This is a genomic window from Nostoc sp. DSM 114160, from assembly GCF_053470305.1.
Genome location: NZ_JBPFGO010000003.1, coordinates 270,450 through 287,303 on the forward strand (window position 1 = coordinate 270,450; position 16,854 = coordinate 287,303).

Here is a 16,854-nt window from a genome sequence, read left to right on the forward strand (position 1 = left end):
AAAAAATACGCTCCTAACTCAACCCTACAGCCTAATCATAGCTTCTATTGCCCTGTGACTCTCCATCGCCAAAGCAACTAACTCCAACCCTGTCACCACAGCATAACCCAAGCATAACTGCACGATTTGCTTTTGCTAAATTACCCCATCATCAACAGGCAGATAATATTGGTATTTATTTAGTTTATAAGTAGGATAGCAAGAATTAACTTTAATTTAAGAATAAAGAATAGCAAATATTAATTTTGGCAAAAGTACCCGATCAATGCATTCAATAGTGCTGAGTGCTGAGTTTTGAGTTATTCTCCCCTCTGCCCCACTCAGCACTCAAAACTCGGAACTCAGCACTCTTTTTACACAAGGGTTCAGGCAGCCTGCTACCAACTCATTGGCTTATTGCTTGTCGTCAATGGCAACTTGAGGGATTCCCATGCTGTAATTAGTAACACGGCCAGAAAGATTGTAGCTGATTTCGCCGAGTTGCAGAAGCGATCGCAGATAATGCTCTAAATCTGACCCTACACGGCGCAAGTTATAGTCTGTGAGGTCTGCGCCACTAGATGCTTCTACTAGTTCATCAAATTTTCGATAAATTTTTTGCAGTGCATCTTCATTCCAATTAAATTCGTTATCTGGGTCAACATCTAACGTTAAGACTTGTTGACTAGGAACTAGATCGCCATCCCGGTCAATTTCACCTGCAAAAATGCGGATATGTCGGGTTGTGGACTTGAGCAGCATCGGGTTATCCATAAAAAGGTGTAAGATTTGCGTGAATTACACTGAAATTATTGTAGACGTTATATCCGAGCTTGAATGCTCTCAATTTAAAAGCTTTGAATGCTGTTTTCAAAGGGTACATTGAATGGTCATAAGTAAAAATATCACCTTTAGAGATGAGTTTGCTACTACTGTTATGAGTTGAAGATATATTTAACTGCTAGTACTGACAGTAGTTGAATTATTTTTCTGTAAAAATTAATTGGTAGAGTATTTTCATTTAATCTAGAAATCTGACTTACTGCTAAGATTTTTAGACTCAATCAATCCCAAATGGCGGTAAAACAAGGTACTCAGCAAGAATAATTCGATCTGTGTGCTTTTTTTATGGAGAACAAAAGTTTTGACATTAATAATTATGCCGAGCAATTTATCCTGAATTTTCTATTGCAAAAAACGTACATCAAGTAATTTCACGCAATAGCGCTACACCGACCGCTGGCTGTAAGAAATTTCAAAAATTTCAGCGGTTTTACTTACGTATAAACACTAAAATTTGAGTAACAAGTCAAACTATTATTGACGTTCAGATAAAGTTGATGTAAAAACCTTTAAAAAGGTTGAACAACTTCTTACAGAAACTTTATTGTGTAGAATCTTAAAAACTGAATAATAGTTATGGCTTACCATAAGCTACATCTGGCACAGAAACCTTAAAATCTAGACACTGAAAATCTAGCTTGAAAATACACCACAGGAGAGTGAAATGGAATACAAAGGTGATTGATGAAGAAAAATTCTTAATTCAAGCACTTTGGATTCAAAAGAGATATAAAGAATTTTGCTGGACATCTACCTCCTTACCCTCATGACAACCAAGTAAAGGAATCTCAATAGTTATGAACTCCAAAGCATTACCACGCCAGATAAATAATCTCGAAGTAGGTGTTTATGAGTGTGAAATACATCTCAAATTTCGGTTGATTGAGGAAAAGAGTCTATTGAGCGATCGCGAGCAACTCTTACAGGTGCTACTTGATGCTTTAACCGAAGGTTCTGATGACTTTCTAGAAACGCTACAAGCGTCCGTTAAAGCCCAAGAAGTATCTGAGTTTAAAGCCTCGCCTCAAATGCGGCGTCAGCTAATGCGCTTGCGTAATGTCGCGGAAAATTCTCCAACCTAAAGGTGTAATTTAAGTAGTGAAAAACGTGAATTGGGCATCAAATCAAATGTTGATCCCATACCCCCGTTGCCATAAAAACTAAGCAGTCAGTAGATTTCATCAAATATTTTGATTTCTACCTTGTAAAAGTCTTATTTAGCAACAGAAAGTCCCAGGAACAGTTTCCGCTATTAAAAACTTTGTAGCAAAGAATACTGGTAGAATCTGAAAGCAAATTCAGCCGGGTGCATTTTACCGAGTTTTTATCAAAACATTGCAGAATAATAAAACCCTGTGTCTTTACAGATGGGGAATTAGACAACAGGCGCAAATCAAATGAAAACCTAAAAGATAAAAGTAAAAATAATAACCTTTCTTTTAGCTTTTTGCTTAAGCTAAGTGCCTGATTTGCTAAAAGACTTATGTTTTATCTATTACTGGTAATAGGTCACGGTTTAGCAGCCAGTTACCTATTACCGATTACCCAGGAGTAGGAGAGAAATCAATTCAAAATTCAAAACTTGTACTGAGCTTGTCGAAGTATTCAAAATTCAAAATTAAACAACTTCTGCCTCCTGCCTCCTCTTTCCCAATGACCAATGACCAATACAACTCTTAGAGAGGCTGCGCCAACGACTATGCGGTAGTTGAATCTCGACTTCGCTCGATTACCGCGCAGTCGAAACTCAGTACAAGTGACCAATGACAAATACAACTCTTAGAGAGGCTGCGCCAACGACTTCGTTCAGTACAAGTGACAAATGACCAATAATGCCTATTTAGCAAGACCGTGTTCTAGAGCAAAACGAACTAACTCTGTACGGCTATTGGTACCGGTTTTACTAAATAAACGGCTGACGTATTTTTCTACATTGCGGACGCTGGTTTCTAAGCGACGGGCGATTTCTTTGTTCATTAACCCTTCTGCGACCAAATTTAAAACACTTTGTTCTCTGGGAGTCAAATCAATTTTAAAAGGGGCTGGCGATTGGGAAATAGCATTTCTTTGAGTTAACAATGCTTTAATTTGGGAAATCTGATTGGCTAGTTCTGCAAGATCGGGGGTTTCAGCGTCATCTCCCGAACTCGCAGCCTTAGCGGCGCGACGGGCTAGCAAATTTTCGACTATAGCCACTAACTCGTCTGGATCGAAGGGTTTGGGTAGATAGGCATCAACACCAGCGTGATAGCCTTGAATGCGATCGCCTGTCATACCTTTAGCAGTTAAAAATACTACTGGGAGTGCTTGGAAACGCGGGTCTTCCCGTAATTGCTTCAGGAACTGATAGCCATCCACTTGAGGCATCATCACATCAGAAATCACTAAATCAGGTGTATTCAGCTGCATCCATTCCCAAGCTTCAACGGCGTTACTGGCGACTTGAACGCTGAAACCGCTCTCTTGCAAATAGTCTTTCACGGCTTCCCGTATCCCTGGTTCATCATCCACCAGTAACAATTGTGCTGACATTTAAAATTCCCTTGAGTTTTCCTTTTTCCAATTTAGCGAAAGTTGGTAGGCATTGAGCAACTTGAATTCACCTCTACCGCCTCAAAAGCTTTTAAAGTTCACATCTGTGCCTCCATCAACTCTGTTGCTGCATTAACGATTGTGCCTTCATCGGGACGGGGTGGCCGCAAAGTTTTTCAACATTTCCCTATAGCAAGATCCCAACAGTTGATGGTTTCATGTTGGCTACCACTAAGGAAACGTGAGTTCGATGAACTTCTCCCACAGGTCTAGGACTTACGCACTGTACAAAAGAAGCATCTTGTGTATTAACGTAAATAGGTCGTTTTAGGCTTTTGAAGGGCGCTTTTGATTGCTGGCGTAGGCGCAGCCCGCCGCAGGCATCGCCAAAATATGATTGAAAAACCTAGCCAGAAGCCTTGAAAACGATACCTGTTATTTTCGCTTTTCTGTCAATGCGTAAGTCCTAAGGCCAAGGGAGGAGCAACGAGAAATTAGGGTTTTGGCTTTCCTCTGGGTGTCCAAGAGGGGTTGGGGGAAAGGTCAAAAAAGGGCTTGTCGAACTCACGTTAAGGAAAGTTGGCTCGTCTTGAATCAAACTAAGAGACCATATAGTAAGGCAGTCTTCAGTAGCTATGATTCATGATTGCTATGAGAATAAAAACAGCGTTCTTATCAATTACGAATTTGTTAATAACCCTTACCATTGAGGATTTTCCATAATTAATGCTTCTGCTGCCGAGCTATTTAACGGAACTGAGAAAAAATGTCCCTGGGCATATTGACAGTTTAACTTTCTTAGAAGTAATAGTTGCTCTTTTGTCTCTACACCTTCGGCAAGCACATCCACACCTAGCTTGTGTGCCAAAGTGACAATTATCTCAATAATTTCTAAATTCTTACTACTAGTGCCCATTAGGCTGATGAAAGAACGGTCAATTTTCAACACACTAATCGGAAAGTTATAAAGACCACCTAATGAAGAGTAGCCTGTACCAAAGTCATCAATTGATAACTCAATGCCCATCTCTCGAAGTTGTAAAATTGCGGTAGTTACTCGATCGCCATTTTCCACAATTGCCTTTTCAGTAATCTCTAGGATTAGAGCGCCAGCATCAAGGCCAGTTGAGTGCAAAATTTGTCCAATCTGCTCTATCAAATCCGGCTGAGAAAATTGCTTGACGGAGAGATTAACACTAATTTTCTCTAGTAATTTAGAATGATGACATACCCGCCAAACTTGCATCTGGCGGCAAGCTTCATGCAAAGCCCATTTGCCAATGGAGAAAATTAGTCCAGTTTCCTCTGCTAGGGAAATAAAATCTGCTGGATTCAGTAGACCACGCTCTGGGTGCTGCCAGCGCAATAGAGCCTCAAAACCTAAAATAGAGCCACTAGCGAGCGAAACAATCGGTTGATAATAAACCCGAAATTCTTCGCGTTCAATTGCTCGCCGCAAATCAGTCTCTAACTGCAATCTCGCTAGAGCATCAGCATACATATCTGAGTTGAATAGCTCATAACGCGCTCTGCCTATCATCTTGGCTCGATACATTGCTGTATCTGCATCCCTCAACAGTTCTTCTGGGTGTTGATAGTCTACTGTCGAACTCAACGCGATGCCAATACTTGCCGTAATGAAGACTTCTTGTCCGTCAAGTTCAAAGGGTAATGCCAGTTCCTTCTGAATCCGTTCAGCTACTTTGATGGCGTCTGACACATCCTGGATTCCCTCAAGCAGGATTGTAAATTCGTCTCCTCCAAGCCGTGCCGCTGTATCTATGGAGCGTACACATATTTGTAGTCTACTTGCAATAGCAAGCAGCAATTGGTCTCCATTTAGGTGTCCAAGGCTGTCATTGATCACCTTAAACCGATCTAGGTCGATAAATAGCACAGCATATAGATAATCAGAATGCCGTTTTGAATAATTTATCGCATGTTTTAGGCGGTTCATAAATGCAACGCGGTTTGCCAGACCCGTCAGTGTATCGTGAAAAGCAAGGTGCAGTAGTTGTGACTCGACTCTTTTACGTTCTGTAATTTCATTTAGCAATTTCTGATTTGCTTTTACCAGTTCCGCTGTCCGTTCCGCCACCCGTATTTCTAACTCACTGTAAGCTCGGTACAACATTTCTTCAGCTTGTTGGCGTTCACTAATGTTGCACAATAGCCAACGCCAGCCAAGGTGCTTCTTCTCAAGGTCGTATACTACAGACGCTTTCACATTAGCAGGGAAAGGCTTTCCTTTCCGTGGCTCTAGGTGAATTTCCCAGTTCCGTATCTCTTGCAAATTGTTTATTTGAGAGTTAAAGGACTGGCGGTCTTGTTGAGCAATAAAAAGAATTAATGGTTTACCTACTAAATATTTTTGTTGCACACCGAGCAAAGCTGCTGCTACATGGTTAGCCTCTTGGATTATCCCGTTGGTATCAGTTACCAAGTAACCATCTGGAGCAAACTCGAACAAGTCTTGGTAACGCTGGCGCTCTTTCTCTACTGCTGCTCGTGTTACCTTTAACTCTTCGGAAGCTGTCAATAATTCTTCCATTGCGGTGTTAAGTTCCTCGAAAGCCTCTGTTATCATCTCCTGTTGTGAATTCAGCTTAGTTCCATAGTATTTTAATAGTTCCTGTATCTGTGAGCACAATTTATCTATCTGTCGATCGAATCCATCCACTTTCATGTTGCTCAACTCACAAAACTATAAAGCGTAACTGTGAATGAAGAAAGCAGTGGAAGCAAACCTCATGCTTTTTTCAAGACTTCAGACGCTATTGAGCAGGCAAGGAGAGAAGGTTACTTGAAAGAGCGGACACTCTATAAATATTAAAGAAGTTGGTTTTTTGATTTACTAATTTATCTTTCAATAATCACGAAGCAATCAAATTGGTGTAGCTTCAATCAAATTTTAGCCCTATTTAGTGCCAACCAAAGTGCTGAGTGGCAACAAGCCCTACCTACTGAAATTTTTATTTTATTAAATATCAAGTACTAAAGTTCAAAGATTAATAACAGCATATTTGCTTTACCTACTTTTGAAAATACTTCTTAAGATACATTCGCTTTTGTGAGCTAAAGAAAGTATAAGGTTCTCACTCAATGCTTCTAGATTGACAAGAACGTTTTTGCTTAGGTGTTACTGAATTTAGGTATGAAAATGATTTTGCGTAATTTCAAAACCTTTGTAGAGACTAGCAATTGCAACGTTTCTATACCAAGATTTACACATCTAAATCAGCAACGCCCTTTTTCTTCATTACAGTCGAGCAATTATCTTGGCATTCTCTGGTAGCTTGGCGTCTCTTTGCCCAGCAGTACGCGCCCTAGCTGTGAATAAACCAATGGGGGTAGTTAATAAATCTACAAGAGTGGCTTGACTAGCGATGGCTGGGGCGGGCTTCGCCAAAGCTTTTTTAATATCTCTTGGTACTTCCTTCAATAACCAACGTGCCAAGCGATAGCCGTATTCTCTGGGTGTCATCTCTCGCATTAAATCTACACCGTACAGTTCGTGCAGATAGCGATTTGAACGTCCATAACGCCGCCATTGACTTTGCAGTTCTTGAAGTGTAGCGCGATGGCGGTGTTGAACGATCGCATTTGGGGCAAATTCCAAACGCCCGATGTTTTCCTCCAAAATCCGCCAACAAATATCAGCATCACCACCAGTAGTTAGATAGGGACGAAATAAACCCACTTTTTCAAAGGCAATGCGTCGAATCGCCAAATTAGCTGTTTGACCATAAGGACGAAAGGAATGGTTGAGAGTATGCTTTTGCGATAAAGTTTCTTGACGGTCTGCGTGTTGTTCTAGCAAAGTTGTGCCTGGTAGTGCCAAAATTTCACCAGCAACAATTACTACTTCTGGGTTGACAAAAGGCTGAATTAGTGAGTTTAACCATTGCGGTTGTGGGCGACAATCTGCATCGGTAAAAACCATAATTTCAGCCGTAGCGGCGCGAATCCCAGTATTACGAGCAGCGTAAGAGCTTTGAATTTGGGTTTCGCTCAACGGGTGAATGGTAATTGGGCAATTTTCGGCAGATGTTTTTAGGATGGTAAGAGTGCGATCGCTACTGTTGTTGTCCACCAACAAGTATTCTACCCGGTTTTTTGGGTAAGTTTGAGACAACAGACAATTGATTAACTCTGGTAAATCTGCCTCACCGTTATAAATAGGAACAACCACCGACACCATTGGTAAAAAGCTAATGGCGGTGGTTGCATCAACTGGCTGATGATTCATAAATCTAAGATTTTGGAGATCGGATTAATAGCTAGTATTCCCAAACCAAAATCCTGGAACGGCATATCAAGCAGTTTTCATAACTCCAAAAATCTGGATTTGGGAATACTACTATATAAACACCTGGCAACAAATCATTCGCATCAATTTAAAATTTCAAGTTATCGGCGCGGCTCATAGGTCGAGTCGGTTGATTTGCTGGCGGTTGGGCAAAGTTGTTATTTGATAGAATTGCGATCGCGCGAGCATATTGGGGATCGCTCTTAGTTCCGATTAAATTGGGATTAGAAGCCAATTGACGCTCTTGTGCCTCTGTCAAGTCTAGCTTGATATCTGGTGTAATTCCTTTATGGTTAATATCCGTTCCTGCTGGGGTGTAGTAATGAGCAATGGTGACAGCCAAGCCGGAACCATCTGCGAGTTCATGAACTGACTGAACTAAGGCTTTGCCAAAGGTTTGACCCCCCACGACTACCGCCCGTTTATTATCCTTGAGTGCCCCTGTAAGGATTTCACTAGCACTAGCTGAATTGCCATCCACTAAGACTGCCAAAGGACGATTTGTTAGAGCAGTGCGATTGGCTTTAGTTTCTTCGCTGCTGCCTACACGGTCTATTGTCTTGACAATTCCGCCGTTGTCATACCACATCCGAGCAATTTCAATGCTTGCCTGCAACAAACCGCCAGGATTTCCCCGCAAATCCAAGACATAAGAATCAACTTTCTTAGTGTTCAAATCGCGGATGGCTCGTTGCATTTGGTCTGCGGCGTGGGCGCTAAATTCCCGCAAACGGATATAGCCAACGCGGCGATTCCCTTCTTGCTTGAGGGTATAGCGTACCGTTGGGACTTCAATACTTGCCCTTGTCAGCTTCAAATCAAAGGCATTTTGGCCTGTGCGTCCCAATCGTAGCTTAATCGGAGTACCCGCTTTGCCACGGATAAGCTTAGAAGCATCATCCACCGTCATTTTGAGAGTGGATTTGCCATCAATTGCCAAAATTTGATCGCCTGCTTTGATTCCAGCTTTCAGCGCCGGAGAATTTTCTATGGCTTCGACAACGGTGAGCTGCTGAGTTTTTTCGTTCACTTCCATCCGAATGCCGATACCAGAGACTTCCCCAGATGTTTGGCTAGTTAGAGCTTCAAATTGTTGGGGGGTCCATGAACCGAGTGTAAGGATCTCCCAATTTTTGTAAAGCTTCGCGGATGGCAGTGTATGCTTCTTCCTTAGAAGAGTAATCTTTGCTCAACAGGCTTTGCCTGGTTGCTTGCCAATCTTGTTGATTAAATTTGCCATCAACATATTCATGATTTACCAGTTGCCAAACTTGGTCAACTATCACTTTTGGGCTGTCTTGTAGGGCTAGAGCAGCACGGACACCACGAGTCCAAGCAGGACCGAACACGGATATGGTAGCAGTTGTGGCGATCGCTCCACCAATCAAGGCTACTTGGAGCGGTGAGTAACTTTTCGCAGATTGGTTCATGTATACTTAGCTGGAATAATTGTGTTGTTGACAGTTTAGCAATCAGGCTTTCCAGAAATTTTTAAGTTTTTATACCCCAGAATCAACTATGGTTCTTCATCATTTTTATCCTCAAATGATGCCCAAAATGCCGCATTAGTTATTAACAATCATTTCTCAGTTTGTTAGTCTACTCCGGAAGGCTATACTGAGCGTGTGACACTTTTATTAGCGTCATCTTTGCATTCTAGAATACTTTTATAAGATAGCACTTTGCTCACTGAATTGCAGTACTGTTATACAGCAATAAAAGCAGTTTTTCTTACTTAAGTCATGAAACGCAAATTTACCAACAAATCATTAATTTCTATTAAAAAAAAATCTGCTAATCTGTGGCAATTGTTACAAAAACTCAGTGGTGGATTGTATGTTGTCCTGGGTGTTTGGCTGATTTTTACTACTATAACCTTAGTTTTTGCTTCTTCGCAGCCGATAGATGCCTTCTTTGTGCTAGGTGGCAGTATTCGTCGAGAAACTTATGTTGCCCAACTAGCAAAACAATACCCACAAACCCCAATTTTAATTTCTCATGGTTCCCCAGATCCCTGTATACGGTTAATTTTTGAGGCGGAATTAGCAGAGTTACAAAACGTTTGGTTAGAAAACTGTGCGAATTCTACCTTTGAAAATTTTTATTATGGTATTCCAATTTTGCGCCGTTGGGGAGTGCATAAAGTCATGTTGATTACCTCGCCAAGTCATTTACCCAGAGCTAAATGGATGGCACAGGTTCTTTTTGGCGCTCATGGTATTTGGTTAGAGCCAGAAATTGTTCAAGAATTGGGTGTTCCTGGTAATCGGGAATCCTGGACTAAAACTGGATTAGATGTAACGCGCAGCCTATTTTGGGCGATTTTAAGTCAAATTATTCAACCGCAATGCTCAAATGTGACAAAACTTACTGATGTAGATATGCAAGCTTGGGAGCATCGAGGTTTTCATTGCGAACACCAAGGAGGGTTGAGGAGATAAGGGAGAGGATTTATCAGAGGACTATAATGCGACTCAGTTTTTGGTAGCATGATAACCGTGTCATCATGCTAATTATGATTCGTATCATTTAAGGATCGAGGAACCGAAGATATTTTTGATGGCAATAGACCCTCTTGGCATTTGTGCTTTTTGCACTCTTGGGGGAAAAGGTTGCTTGTGAATCAAAAGCGAGGTATTACACCTAGTACGGCAATAAGGTTATCAAAATTTTTCGGAAATAGCTCAGAGTTTTGGTTAAACGTCCAACAAACTTGGAAACTTTACCACGTTCTTAAGGAAGAAGAAGAGGAACTAAAAAGTATTTTGCAATTTGGAACCACGAAGTAGCGATCGGTATATTTGCATAAAATAATCGCAATTGGGCAAAGGTGAAGAAAATCTTACTCTCCACCTCCGGGCTTGTTGTTAAACATCGCTTCTGCTAATTGCATCTAATAGATAATCAATGCAAAAGTTCCCAATCTTGCAGCATCAAAATAGCATCTCTATACAAAGATAAATCCGCCTGGTTAACTTCTATTCCCTCTCCGATTCCTTGGAGAAGGGTAATTGTCAATTTTCCTCCCAAATGTTCGCGGAATTCCGTAAGTCCCCTAAATAGACAATGCGGATGATCTAGTCGATCTAACTGCTCTGTCAATGCCGATACGTACAAAGTAAAGCCTAATTTTTTGAGTGTAGTTAAAACCCTTTGCCACTCTGATTGCAAAAGTTGCCCTGTTAAATATGAATAGGTTGTATCTAAAGCGATGCCGATCGCAACAGCTTCACCATGACGTAGGCTGTAATTAGTTAAATGCTCTAATTTGTGAGCAGCCCAGTGTCCAAAGTCTAAAGGACGCGATGAACCCATTTCAAAGGGATCGCCACTACCAGCAATATGCTCTAAGTGCAACTGAGAACAACGATAGATTAACCTTTCCATTATGTCCATGTCTCGATTAGCCAATTTATCGGCATTAGTCATAATGAAATCGAAGAAATCTGCATCTTTAATCAGCGCTACTTTTACCGCTTCTGCAATACCCGATCGCCAATCTCGATCGTCGAGGCTAGTAAGAAAATCAAAGTCATTCAAGACAGCATAAGGTGGCATGAATGTACCCAAAAAGTTTTTCTTACCGAAGGCGTTGATTCCGTTCTTTACTCCTACACCCGAATCATTTTGCCCTAATACTGTTGTCGGTACTCGTAGTAGCCGAATTCCTCGGTGAGCTGTTGTTGCTGCGTATCCTGCCATGTCTAGGACGGCTCCACCTCCAATTGCTAAAACGTAAGAGTGACGGCACAATCCAGCTGCATCGATCTGCTGATGAATTTGCTCTATAAATCTAGAATCGTTTTTGACTGCTTCTCCACCGGGAACTACTATCGGCTCACCGCTCAGTGTTAATACATCTTCATAACATTGGGCATAGGCTGATAATTTTTTTAACAGCCCATCTTGATACTGTAAAAAGCCTCCATCTACCACAGCTAGCACTTGTTTCGGGGTTGTCTCTCCATCTGCGGCGATCGCTTGTGCAAGTAAAGGATTATCTAATTCAAATAAACCTCTAGTGAAGTGAACATCATAATTGAAGGTAACACGGACACATTGGTTAATTGGTTGTAGACTAAGAGCGCTTTTTTGTTGAATAGCCATTTGAATATTATTACTTTTTAGGTAACTTTAAATAGATAGAATATTGCAATTCAATTAAAATTAACAATAATATCAACAGGATAACTCGATCGCGTCATCACGATTTACATGAAATACTAAATAAATTTATTTATTAAATTAGTCATACTTTGGAAGTATTTCATTTAGTAGATAAATTTTAAAATAACATGAATTTAAATTTATATTAATATTTCTATTTTATATCTGAGGTTAGTAATGCGGATCGTTATTACATAAAATTCTAATTTTTTTCCGTAAGATAATTTGAGAATTTATCTAATCAAAATGGTATCTTTACAGTATCTTCTTTAAAGTCAGGAGATTTTTATAGATTCAGTGAAGTTACGATCCCAGTTAAGATATTATCTAACTGCTTCAAACCCAAAAAATCGAGTTTAGTGCTATATTTTATACTTGGTTGTCACAAAGAAGTTGGACAACTTATCCTAAATTTCTCATGAGTAAAGTAAACAAATTACTGCATCACTGGCTGTTAAAGTCTGTTTCAGAGAAAGCTTTTACTTGGTTGGAACAGAAGCAAGCACAGATTGCTAGCGGCGCTGCTGAGAGAGTGTTTTTTACGGCTTTTAGTGCTGTGCCGCGTTATCTAGGTAAACAGGATTTGCAGCTAACATTCCAGGACTTGGAAGCAGCAGAGGATCTGATTCCCGGCTGGTATCCTGGTAATTGGAGTGTAGATCGAGCGGGTCGCACACTTTTGCTTTTAGCTTTGCCCCACGATGATGCTGAAGTCTATGTGCGATCGCTCGATCGAGTCTTCTCCACTGCCGATATGGGGGAGTTAGTTGCCCTTTATCAAAGTTTGCCACTTTTACCACACCCAGAGTTACATCGCCATCGTACTGCTGAGGGAATTCGCAGCAATATGAGTAATGTATTTCAAGCTATAGCACTACGTAACCCTTATCCAGCAAATTACTTAGATAATGCTGCTTGGAATCAGATGGTGCTAAAGGCTGTGTTTGTCGGCAGTCCGTTGCATCTAATTTGGGGTCTAGATCGGCGTGCTAACCCAGAATTGGCGAGGATGTTGGCAGACTATGCCCATGAACGTTGGGCAGCTAAACGCTCAGTTACGCCAGAACTTTGGCGACCTGTAGGACGGTTTGCCGATAGCGCCATCATCACAGATTTAGAAAAAGTACTAACTAATGGGGATATACACGAGCAAGAAGCAGCAGCGTTAGCTTGTGCTGAATCTCCTTTACCCCAAGCGCAAGCATTACTTTCTCATTACCCAGATTTACAGTCATCCATTCAACAAGGTAATCTGACTTGGAGCAGTTTTAGCCGCGATGCCTGCGGCGAGCTACGCTAACGCCTCTTTGTTTACAAATAAAAGGGAGTGGGGAGAGACGCGATTAATCGCGTCTGTACAAGGGAGACGAGGAGGAAGGACAAGGAAAATGCCCCATGCCCAATGCCCAATGCCCAATGCCCCATGCCCAATGCCCAATTCCCAATTATTAAAACCATGATGTATATCGATCCTCACATTCACATGTGTTCCCGTACTACTTACGATTACTTAGTAATGCGGGAATATGGAATTGTCGCCGTTATTGAACCAGCTTTTTGGTTAGGACAACCCCGAACTAACGCTGGCTCATTTAAAGACTATTTCAGTAGTCTTGTGGGCTGGGAACGGTTTCGTGCTAGTCAGTTTGGCATCCAACACTACTGCACAATCGGCCTAAATCCGAAAGAAGCTAATAATGAAGCGCTAGCAGCTGAAGTTATGGAACTGCTACCACTTTATGCCTGTAAAGAAGGAGTTGTTGCCATTGGTGAAATTGGCTATGACGATATGACGGAAGCAGAAGATAAGTACTTTTGTCAACAGTTAGAATTAGCCAAAGAACTCGATATGTTGGTACTAATTCATACTCCTCACCGTAATAAGAAGGCAGGTGCTAGTCGGAGTATGGATCGCTGTATTGAATATGGCTTAGATCCTTCACAAGTAGTTATCGATCACAACAACGAAGAAACTGTTGAAGAAGTATTAGGACGAGGTTTTTGGGCAGCTTTCACGATTTACCCACAGACGAAGATGGGTAACGCCCGAATGGTAGAAGTTGTCCGTAAATATGGATGCGATCGCATCATTGTAGATAGTAGTGCTGATTGGGGTATTAGCGATCCTTTGGCAGTCCCAAAAACGGCTCAGTTGATGTTAGATAGGGGCATTCCTGAAGAACATGTGCGAGCAGTTTGTTATGAAAATGCCCTAGCTGCTTATAGTCAAACTGGGCAGATGAAAGCTTCAGATTGGCTCAATCCGCAATCTATCGATCAACGTCAAATGTTCAGTGGGAATTCTGTGCTACGCGGACAAGAACCAGGAATCAAATCAGTTTCAGATTTTGTGTTGATTGAATAGAAAATTGGGGAGAGACGCGATTAATCGCGTCTGTACAAAAGAAGAGAAATTGCATAAATATCTAATTGATTTGTAATATGCGGTTTATTTTGAGAAATAGTAGGCACGGAGGCAGATAAGTGAATGTTGCAAGCTTAAATTTTCAAAGTTGGCGGGGTTATCTGGAATTGATGCGTCCTGCTAATATTGTTACTGCTTGGGCGGATATTCTTCTAGGTTTTGCTGCTTCCGGCTCTGGAATTATTTTTACCAAATTAATTAATGGCGAAGCAACTTTTGCCATCTTAATTCCATTAGCTTGGTTGTTATTAGCTACAACTGGTTTATACGGTGGTGGGATAGTTTTTAACGATGTTTTCGATGCTGAATTAGATGCCAAAGAGCGACCAAAGAGAGCAATTCCTAGTGGTCGCGTATCTCGTCAAAATGCTACTTTATTGGGTAGTATACTGTTTGCAATTGGGATTATAGCTGCTTTTCAAGTATCGTTGTTGAGTGCTGCGATCGCTATTTTTATCACTCTTTCATGCCTCCTCTATAACTCATTTGCCAAACATCATCCTTTTTTCGGCCCTTTAAATATGGGTTTGTGTCGTGGCAGTAACTTATTATTAGGTGTAAGTGCTGTACCAGAAATAATCGGAGAACGTTGGTATTTAGCGCTGATTCCTGTTCTTTATATTGCTGCTATCACCGCAATTAGTCAGGGTGAAGTTCACGGTGGTAAGAAGATTACGGGAGTACTCGCGCTGCTGCTAATTGCAATAGTTTTGACAGCAGTTTTAGCTTTAGGATTATTAGAAGAGTATACAGCGATCGCAGCCCTACCATTCGCTATTTTCTTAGCTATCAGAATCTTGCCTAACTTTATCAAAGCGGCGCGGGAACCAATAGCCGAAAATATCCGCAATGCTGTAAAAATAGGCGTTTTATCTCTAATAGTTTTAGATGCAACCGTTGCATCTGGTTTTGCTGGTTTGTATTACGGTTTATTCGTTTTAATTTTGCTACCATTTTCGATGAAGTTAGCAAAAGTATTTGCTGTTACTTAAATTTGAATGTATACACCCAGTAATACCATAATGTATACACCCAGTAATACCATTAATTGGCTCTAGGGGCGCACATCTATGCGCCCCTCATTATGAATATGTAGCAAGTAGTTTGCGAAATAGTTTAAGCCAAAGATAAGTTAATGCGCCTCTATATTGCATCCAATATTTTCAGTATAGACCGTCATTAGTCATTTGTGTTTCTAAGGACAAAGGACAACCCTCACTAGTTAATGTGCAATTTTATTTGCGTAACAGCTTAACAGATTACATATACAAAGAATAGAGGTAGAAAATGAAAATTACAAACAACAATAATTTTCACTTAACTTATTGCAGTAATATTCATCCTGGTGAAAGTTGGCTAGAGGTTTTTGCCAATTTAAAGAAGTATATTCCCGAACTCAAATCACGTTTATCGCCTACAGAACCTTTTGGTATTGGCTTGAGGTTAGCAGATGTTGCTGCAAAAGAACTTTTAGAAAGTAATAACTTAGCTCAATTTCAAGCTTGGCTGACTCAAGAAGATTTATATGTTTTCACCTTAAACGGATTCCCTTATGGCGGATTTCATCGACAGGTAGTAAAAGACCACGTTTATGCACCAGATTGGTCTACACAAGAACGGGCTGATTATACATTAAACTTGGCACACATTTTAGCTAGTCTATTACCCCAAGGACTTGATGGCGGAATTTCTACACTACCATTATCCTATAAACCTTGGTGGATAAAAGACCAAGCAACTTTTGAGACAGTTATAAAAAAGAGTTGTTTGAATATAGCATCAGTTGTTATAGAAATGATTCGCATCTATGAAGAAACGGGCAAGATCCTTCATATTGATTTAGAACCTGAGCCTGATGGTTTAATTGAAAATACTTCAGAAGTAATTGATTTTTATCAAAATTGGTTATTGCCAATAGGTGGTAGTTATTTATCAGATAAGTTAAATATTGAGCAGGATTTAGCAGAGACTAAATTGCTAGAACACATTCGGATTTGCTATGATACCTGCCATTTTTCAGTTGAATATGAGCAGCCACAATCTGTATTTACGCGTTTGCAATCAGCAGGAATTAAGATTGGTAAAATTCAAATTAGCGCTGCAATTAAAGTAAAAATACCTGCTGAGATTGAGAAGCGGAGTTTGATAGTTGAACGCTTACGTCCTTTTGCAGAATCTACCTATCTTCATCAGGTAATAGAACGTCGCAGCGATGGTACACTCCATCATTATCCTGATTTAATAACTGCATTACCAAATTTAGAGCAATCTCTAGCTGAAGAATGGCGCACTCACTTTCATGTGCCAATTTTTATTCATGATTATCAAATTTTGCGATCTACACAAGATGACATTGCTACTGTTTTACAGCTACTTAAAACAAACAACGCTTGCTCCCATTTAGAAATTGAAACTTACACTTGGGATGTATTGCCGTCAGAAATGAAGATAGATTTGCTAACTTCTATTCAGCGTGAGTATGAGTGGGTATTAAAATTAATTCGTAATTCGTAATTCGTAATACTTCGGCTCCCAACTCTTGGAGAGGCTGCGCCCGAAGCGTAGCTATGCCGCAGGCTTTACGACTTCGCTACCTCGA

At 40.6% G+C, this 16,854-nt stretch carries 11 protein-coding genes and 1 pseudogene; 6 read left to right on the forward strand and 6 right to left on the reverse strand.

Annotated elements, in window-relative coordinates; genetic code table 11:
* Positions 1–393: 393 nt before the first annotated feature.
* Entirely contained in the window at positions 394–753 is a 360-nt protein-coding gene (gene ndhM, locus NSTCB13_RS26335; RefSeq protein WP_445627367.1) for an NAD(P)H-quinone oxidoreductase subunit M, read from the reverse strand.
* Positions 754–1,619: 866 nt separating this feature from the next.
* Between ndhM and NSTCB13_RS26340 the strand changes: the two genes are divergently transcribed.
* On the forward strand, positions 1,620–1,904 hold the full coding sequence (locus NSTCB13_RS26340; RefSeq protein ID WP_094350942.1) for an Npun_R1517 family heterocyst differentiation transcriptional regulator: 285 nt from the start codon (positions 1,620–1,622) through the stop codon (positions 1,902–1,904).
* Between the two features lie 754 nt (positions 1,905–2,658).
* On the opposite strand, the gene NSTCB13_RS26345 is transcribed toward NSTCB13_RS26340, so the two are convergent.
* The 4 genes and pseudogenes from NSTCB13_RS26345 to ctpB all read right to left on the reverse strand — a co-directional run bounded on the left by NSTCB13_RS26345 (position 2,659) and on the right by ctpB (position 9,093).
* On the reverse strand, positions 2,659–3,354 hold the full coding sequence (locus tag NSTCB13_RS26345; RefSeq protein WP_445627366.1) for a response regulator transcription factor: 696 nt from the start codon (positions 3,352–3,354) through the stop codon (positions 2,659–2,661).
* Between the two features lie 700 nt (positions 3,355–4,054).
* Positions 4,055–5,941 carry an EAL domain-containing protein gene (locus tag NSTCB13_RS26350; RefSeq protein WP_448274332.1) on the reverse strand — a complete coding sequence of 629 codons (1,887 nt, stop codon included), beginning with the start codon at positions 5,939–5,941 and terminating at the stop codon, positions 4,055–4,057.
* Between the two features lie 672 nt (positions 5,942–6,613).
* Positions 6,614–7,603 carry a glycosyltransferase gene (locus NSTCB13_RS26355; RefSeq protein WP_445627364.1) on the reverse strand — a complete coding sequence of 330 codons (990 nt, stop codon included), beginning with the start codon at positions 7,601–7,603 and terminating at the stop codon, positions 6,614–6,616.
* A gap of 148 nt (positions 7,604–7,751) precedes the next feature.
* Positions 7,752–9,093 (reverse strand): annotated as a pseudogene (ctpB, locus tag NSTCB13_RS26360) (carboxyl-terminal processing protease CtpB).
* A 312-nt stretch (positions 9,094–9,405) separates the two neighbouring features.
* On the opposite strand from ctpB, the gene NSTCB13_RS26365 reads away from it, so the two are divergent.
* Positions 9,406–10,104, forward strand: a complete 699-nt coding sequence (locus NSTCB13_RS26365; RefSeq protein ID WP_445627362.1) for a YdcF family protein — start codon at positions 9,406–9,408, stop codon at positions 10,102–10,104.
* A 463-nt stretch (positions 10,105–10,567) separates the two neighbouring features.
* Here NSTCB13_RS26365 and NSTCB13_RS26370 read toward each other — a convergent pair whose 3' ends face one another.
* The gene (locus NSTCB13_RS26370) at positions 10,568–11,770 is read right to left on the reverse strand and encodes a 3-dehydroquinate synthase (RefSeq protein WP_448265804.1); all 1,203 of its coding nucleotides are present in this window, start codon (positions 11,768–11,770) and stop codon (positions 10,568–10,570) included.
* Positions 11,771–12,248: 478 nt separating this feature from the next.
* Here NSTCB13_RS26370 and NSTCB13_RS26375 point away from each other — a divergent pair, with 478 nt between their 5' ends.
* From NSTCB13_RS26375 to eboE, 4 genes are all read left to right on the forward strand, one after another.
* Positions 12,249–13,130, forward strand: coding sequence for an EboA family metabolite traffic protein (locus NSTCB13_RS26375; protein WP_448274333.1), 882 nt, complete (start codon positions 12,249–12,251; stop codon positions 13,128–13,130).
* Positions 13,131–13,232: 102 nt separating this feature from the next.
* Positions 13,233–14,195 carry a TatD family hydrolase gene (locus NSTCB13_RS26380; RefSeq protein ID WP_448274335.1) on the forward strand — a complete coding sequence of 321 codons (963 nt, stop codon included), beginning with the start codon at positions 13,233–13,235 and terminating at the stop codon, positions 14,193–14,195.
* A 119-nt stretch (positions 14,196–14,314) separates the two neighbouring features.
* Positions 14,315–15,247: a UbiA-like protein EboC gene (eboC, locus tag NSTCB13_RS26385; protein WP_448274336.1), complete on the forward strand. Its 933-nt coding sequence runs from the start codon at positions 14,315–14,317 to the stop codon at positions 15,245–15,247.
* 295 nt (positions 15,248–15,542) lie between these two features.
* Positions 15,543–16,769: a metabolite traffic protein EboE gene (gene eboE, locus NSTCB13_RS26390; RefSeq protein WP_445627357.1), complete on the forward strand. Its 1,227-nt coding sequence runs from the start codon at positions 15,543–15,545 to the stop codon at positions 16,767–16,769.
* The last annotated feature ends 85 nt before the right edge of the window (positions 16,770–16,854 follow it).

Coding starts and splice junctions, on each gene's coding strand:
- ndhM (WP_445627367.1), bottom strand. CDS start 753: ATGGATAACCCGATGCTGCTCAAGTCCACAACCCGACATATCCGCATT.
- NSTCB13_RS26340 (WP_094350942.1), top strand. CDS start 1,620: ATGAACTCCAAAGCATTACCACGCCAGATAAATAATCTCGAAGTAGGT.
- NSTCB13_RS26345 (WP_445627366.1), bottom strand. CDS start 3,354: ATGTCAGCACAATTGTTACTGGTGGATGATGAACCAGGGATACGGGAA.
- NSTCB13_RS26350 (WP_448274332.1), bottom strand. CDS start 5,941: ATGATAACAGAGGCTTTCGAGGAACTTAACACCGCAATGGAAGAATTA.
- NSTCB13_RS26355 (WP_445627364.1), bottom strand. CDS start 7,603: ATGAATCATCAGCCAGTTGATGCAACCACCGCCATTAGCTTTTTACCA.
- NSTCB13_RS26365 (WP_445627362.1), top strand. CDS start 9,406: ATGAAACGCAAATTTACCAACAAATCATTAATTTCTATTAAAAAAAAA.
- NSTCB13_RS26370 (WP_448265804.1), bottom strand. CDS start 11,770: ATGGCTATTCAACAAAAAAGCGCTCTTAGTCTACAACCAATTAACCAA.
- NSTCB13_RS26375 (WP_448274333.1), top strand. CDS start 12,249: ATGAGTAAAGTAAACAAATTACTGCATCACTGGCTGTTAAAGTCTGTT.
- NSTCB13_RS26380 (WP_448274335.1), top strand. CDS start 13,233: ATGCCCAATGCCCAATGCCCCATGCCCAATGCCCAATTCCCAATTATT.
- eboE (WP_445627357.1), top strand. CDS start 15,543: ATGAAAATTACAAACAACAATAATTTTCACTTAACTTATTGCAGTAAT.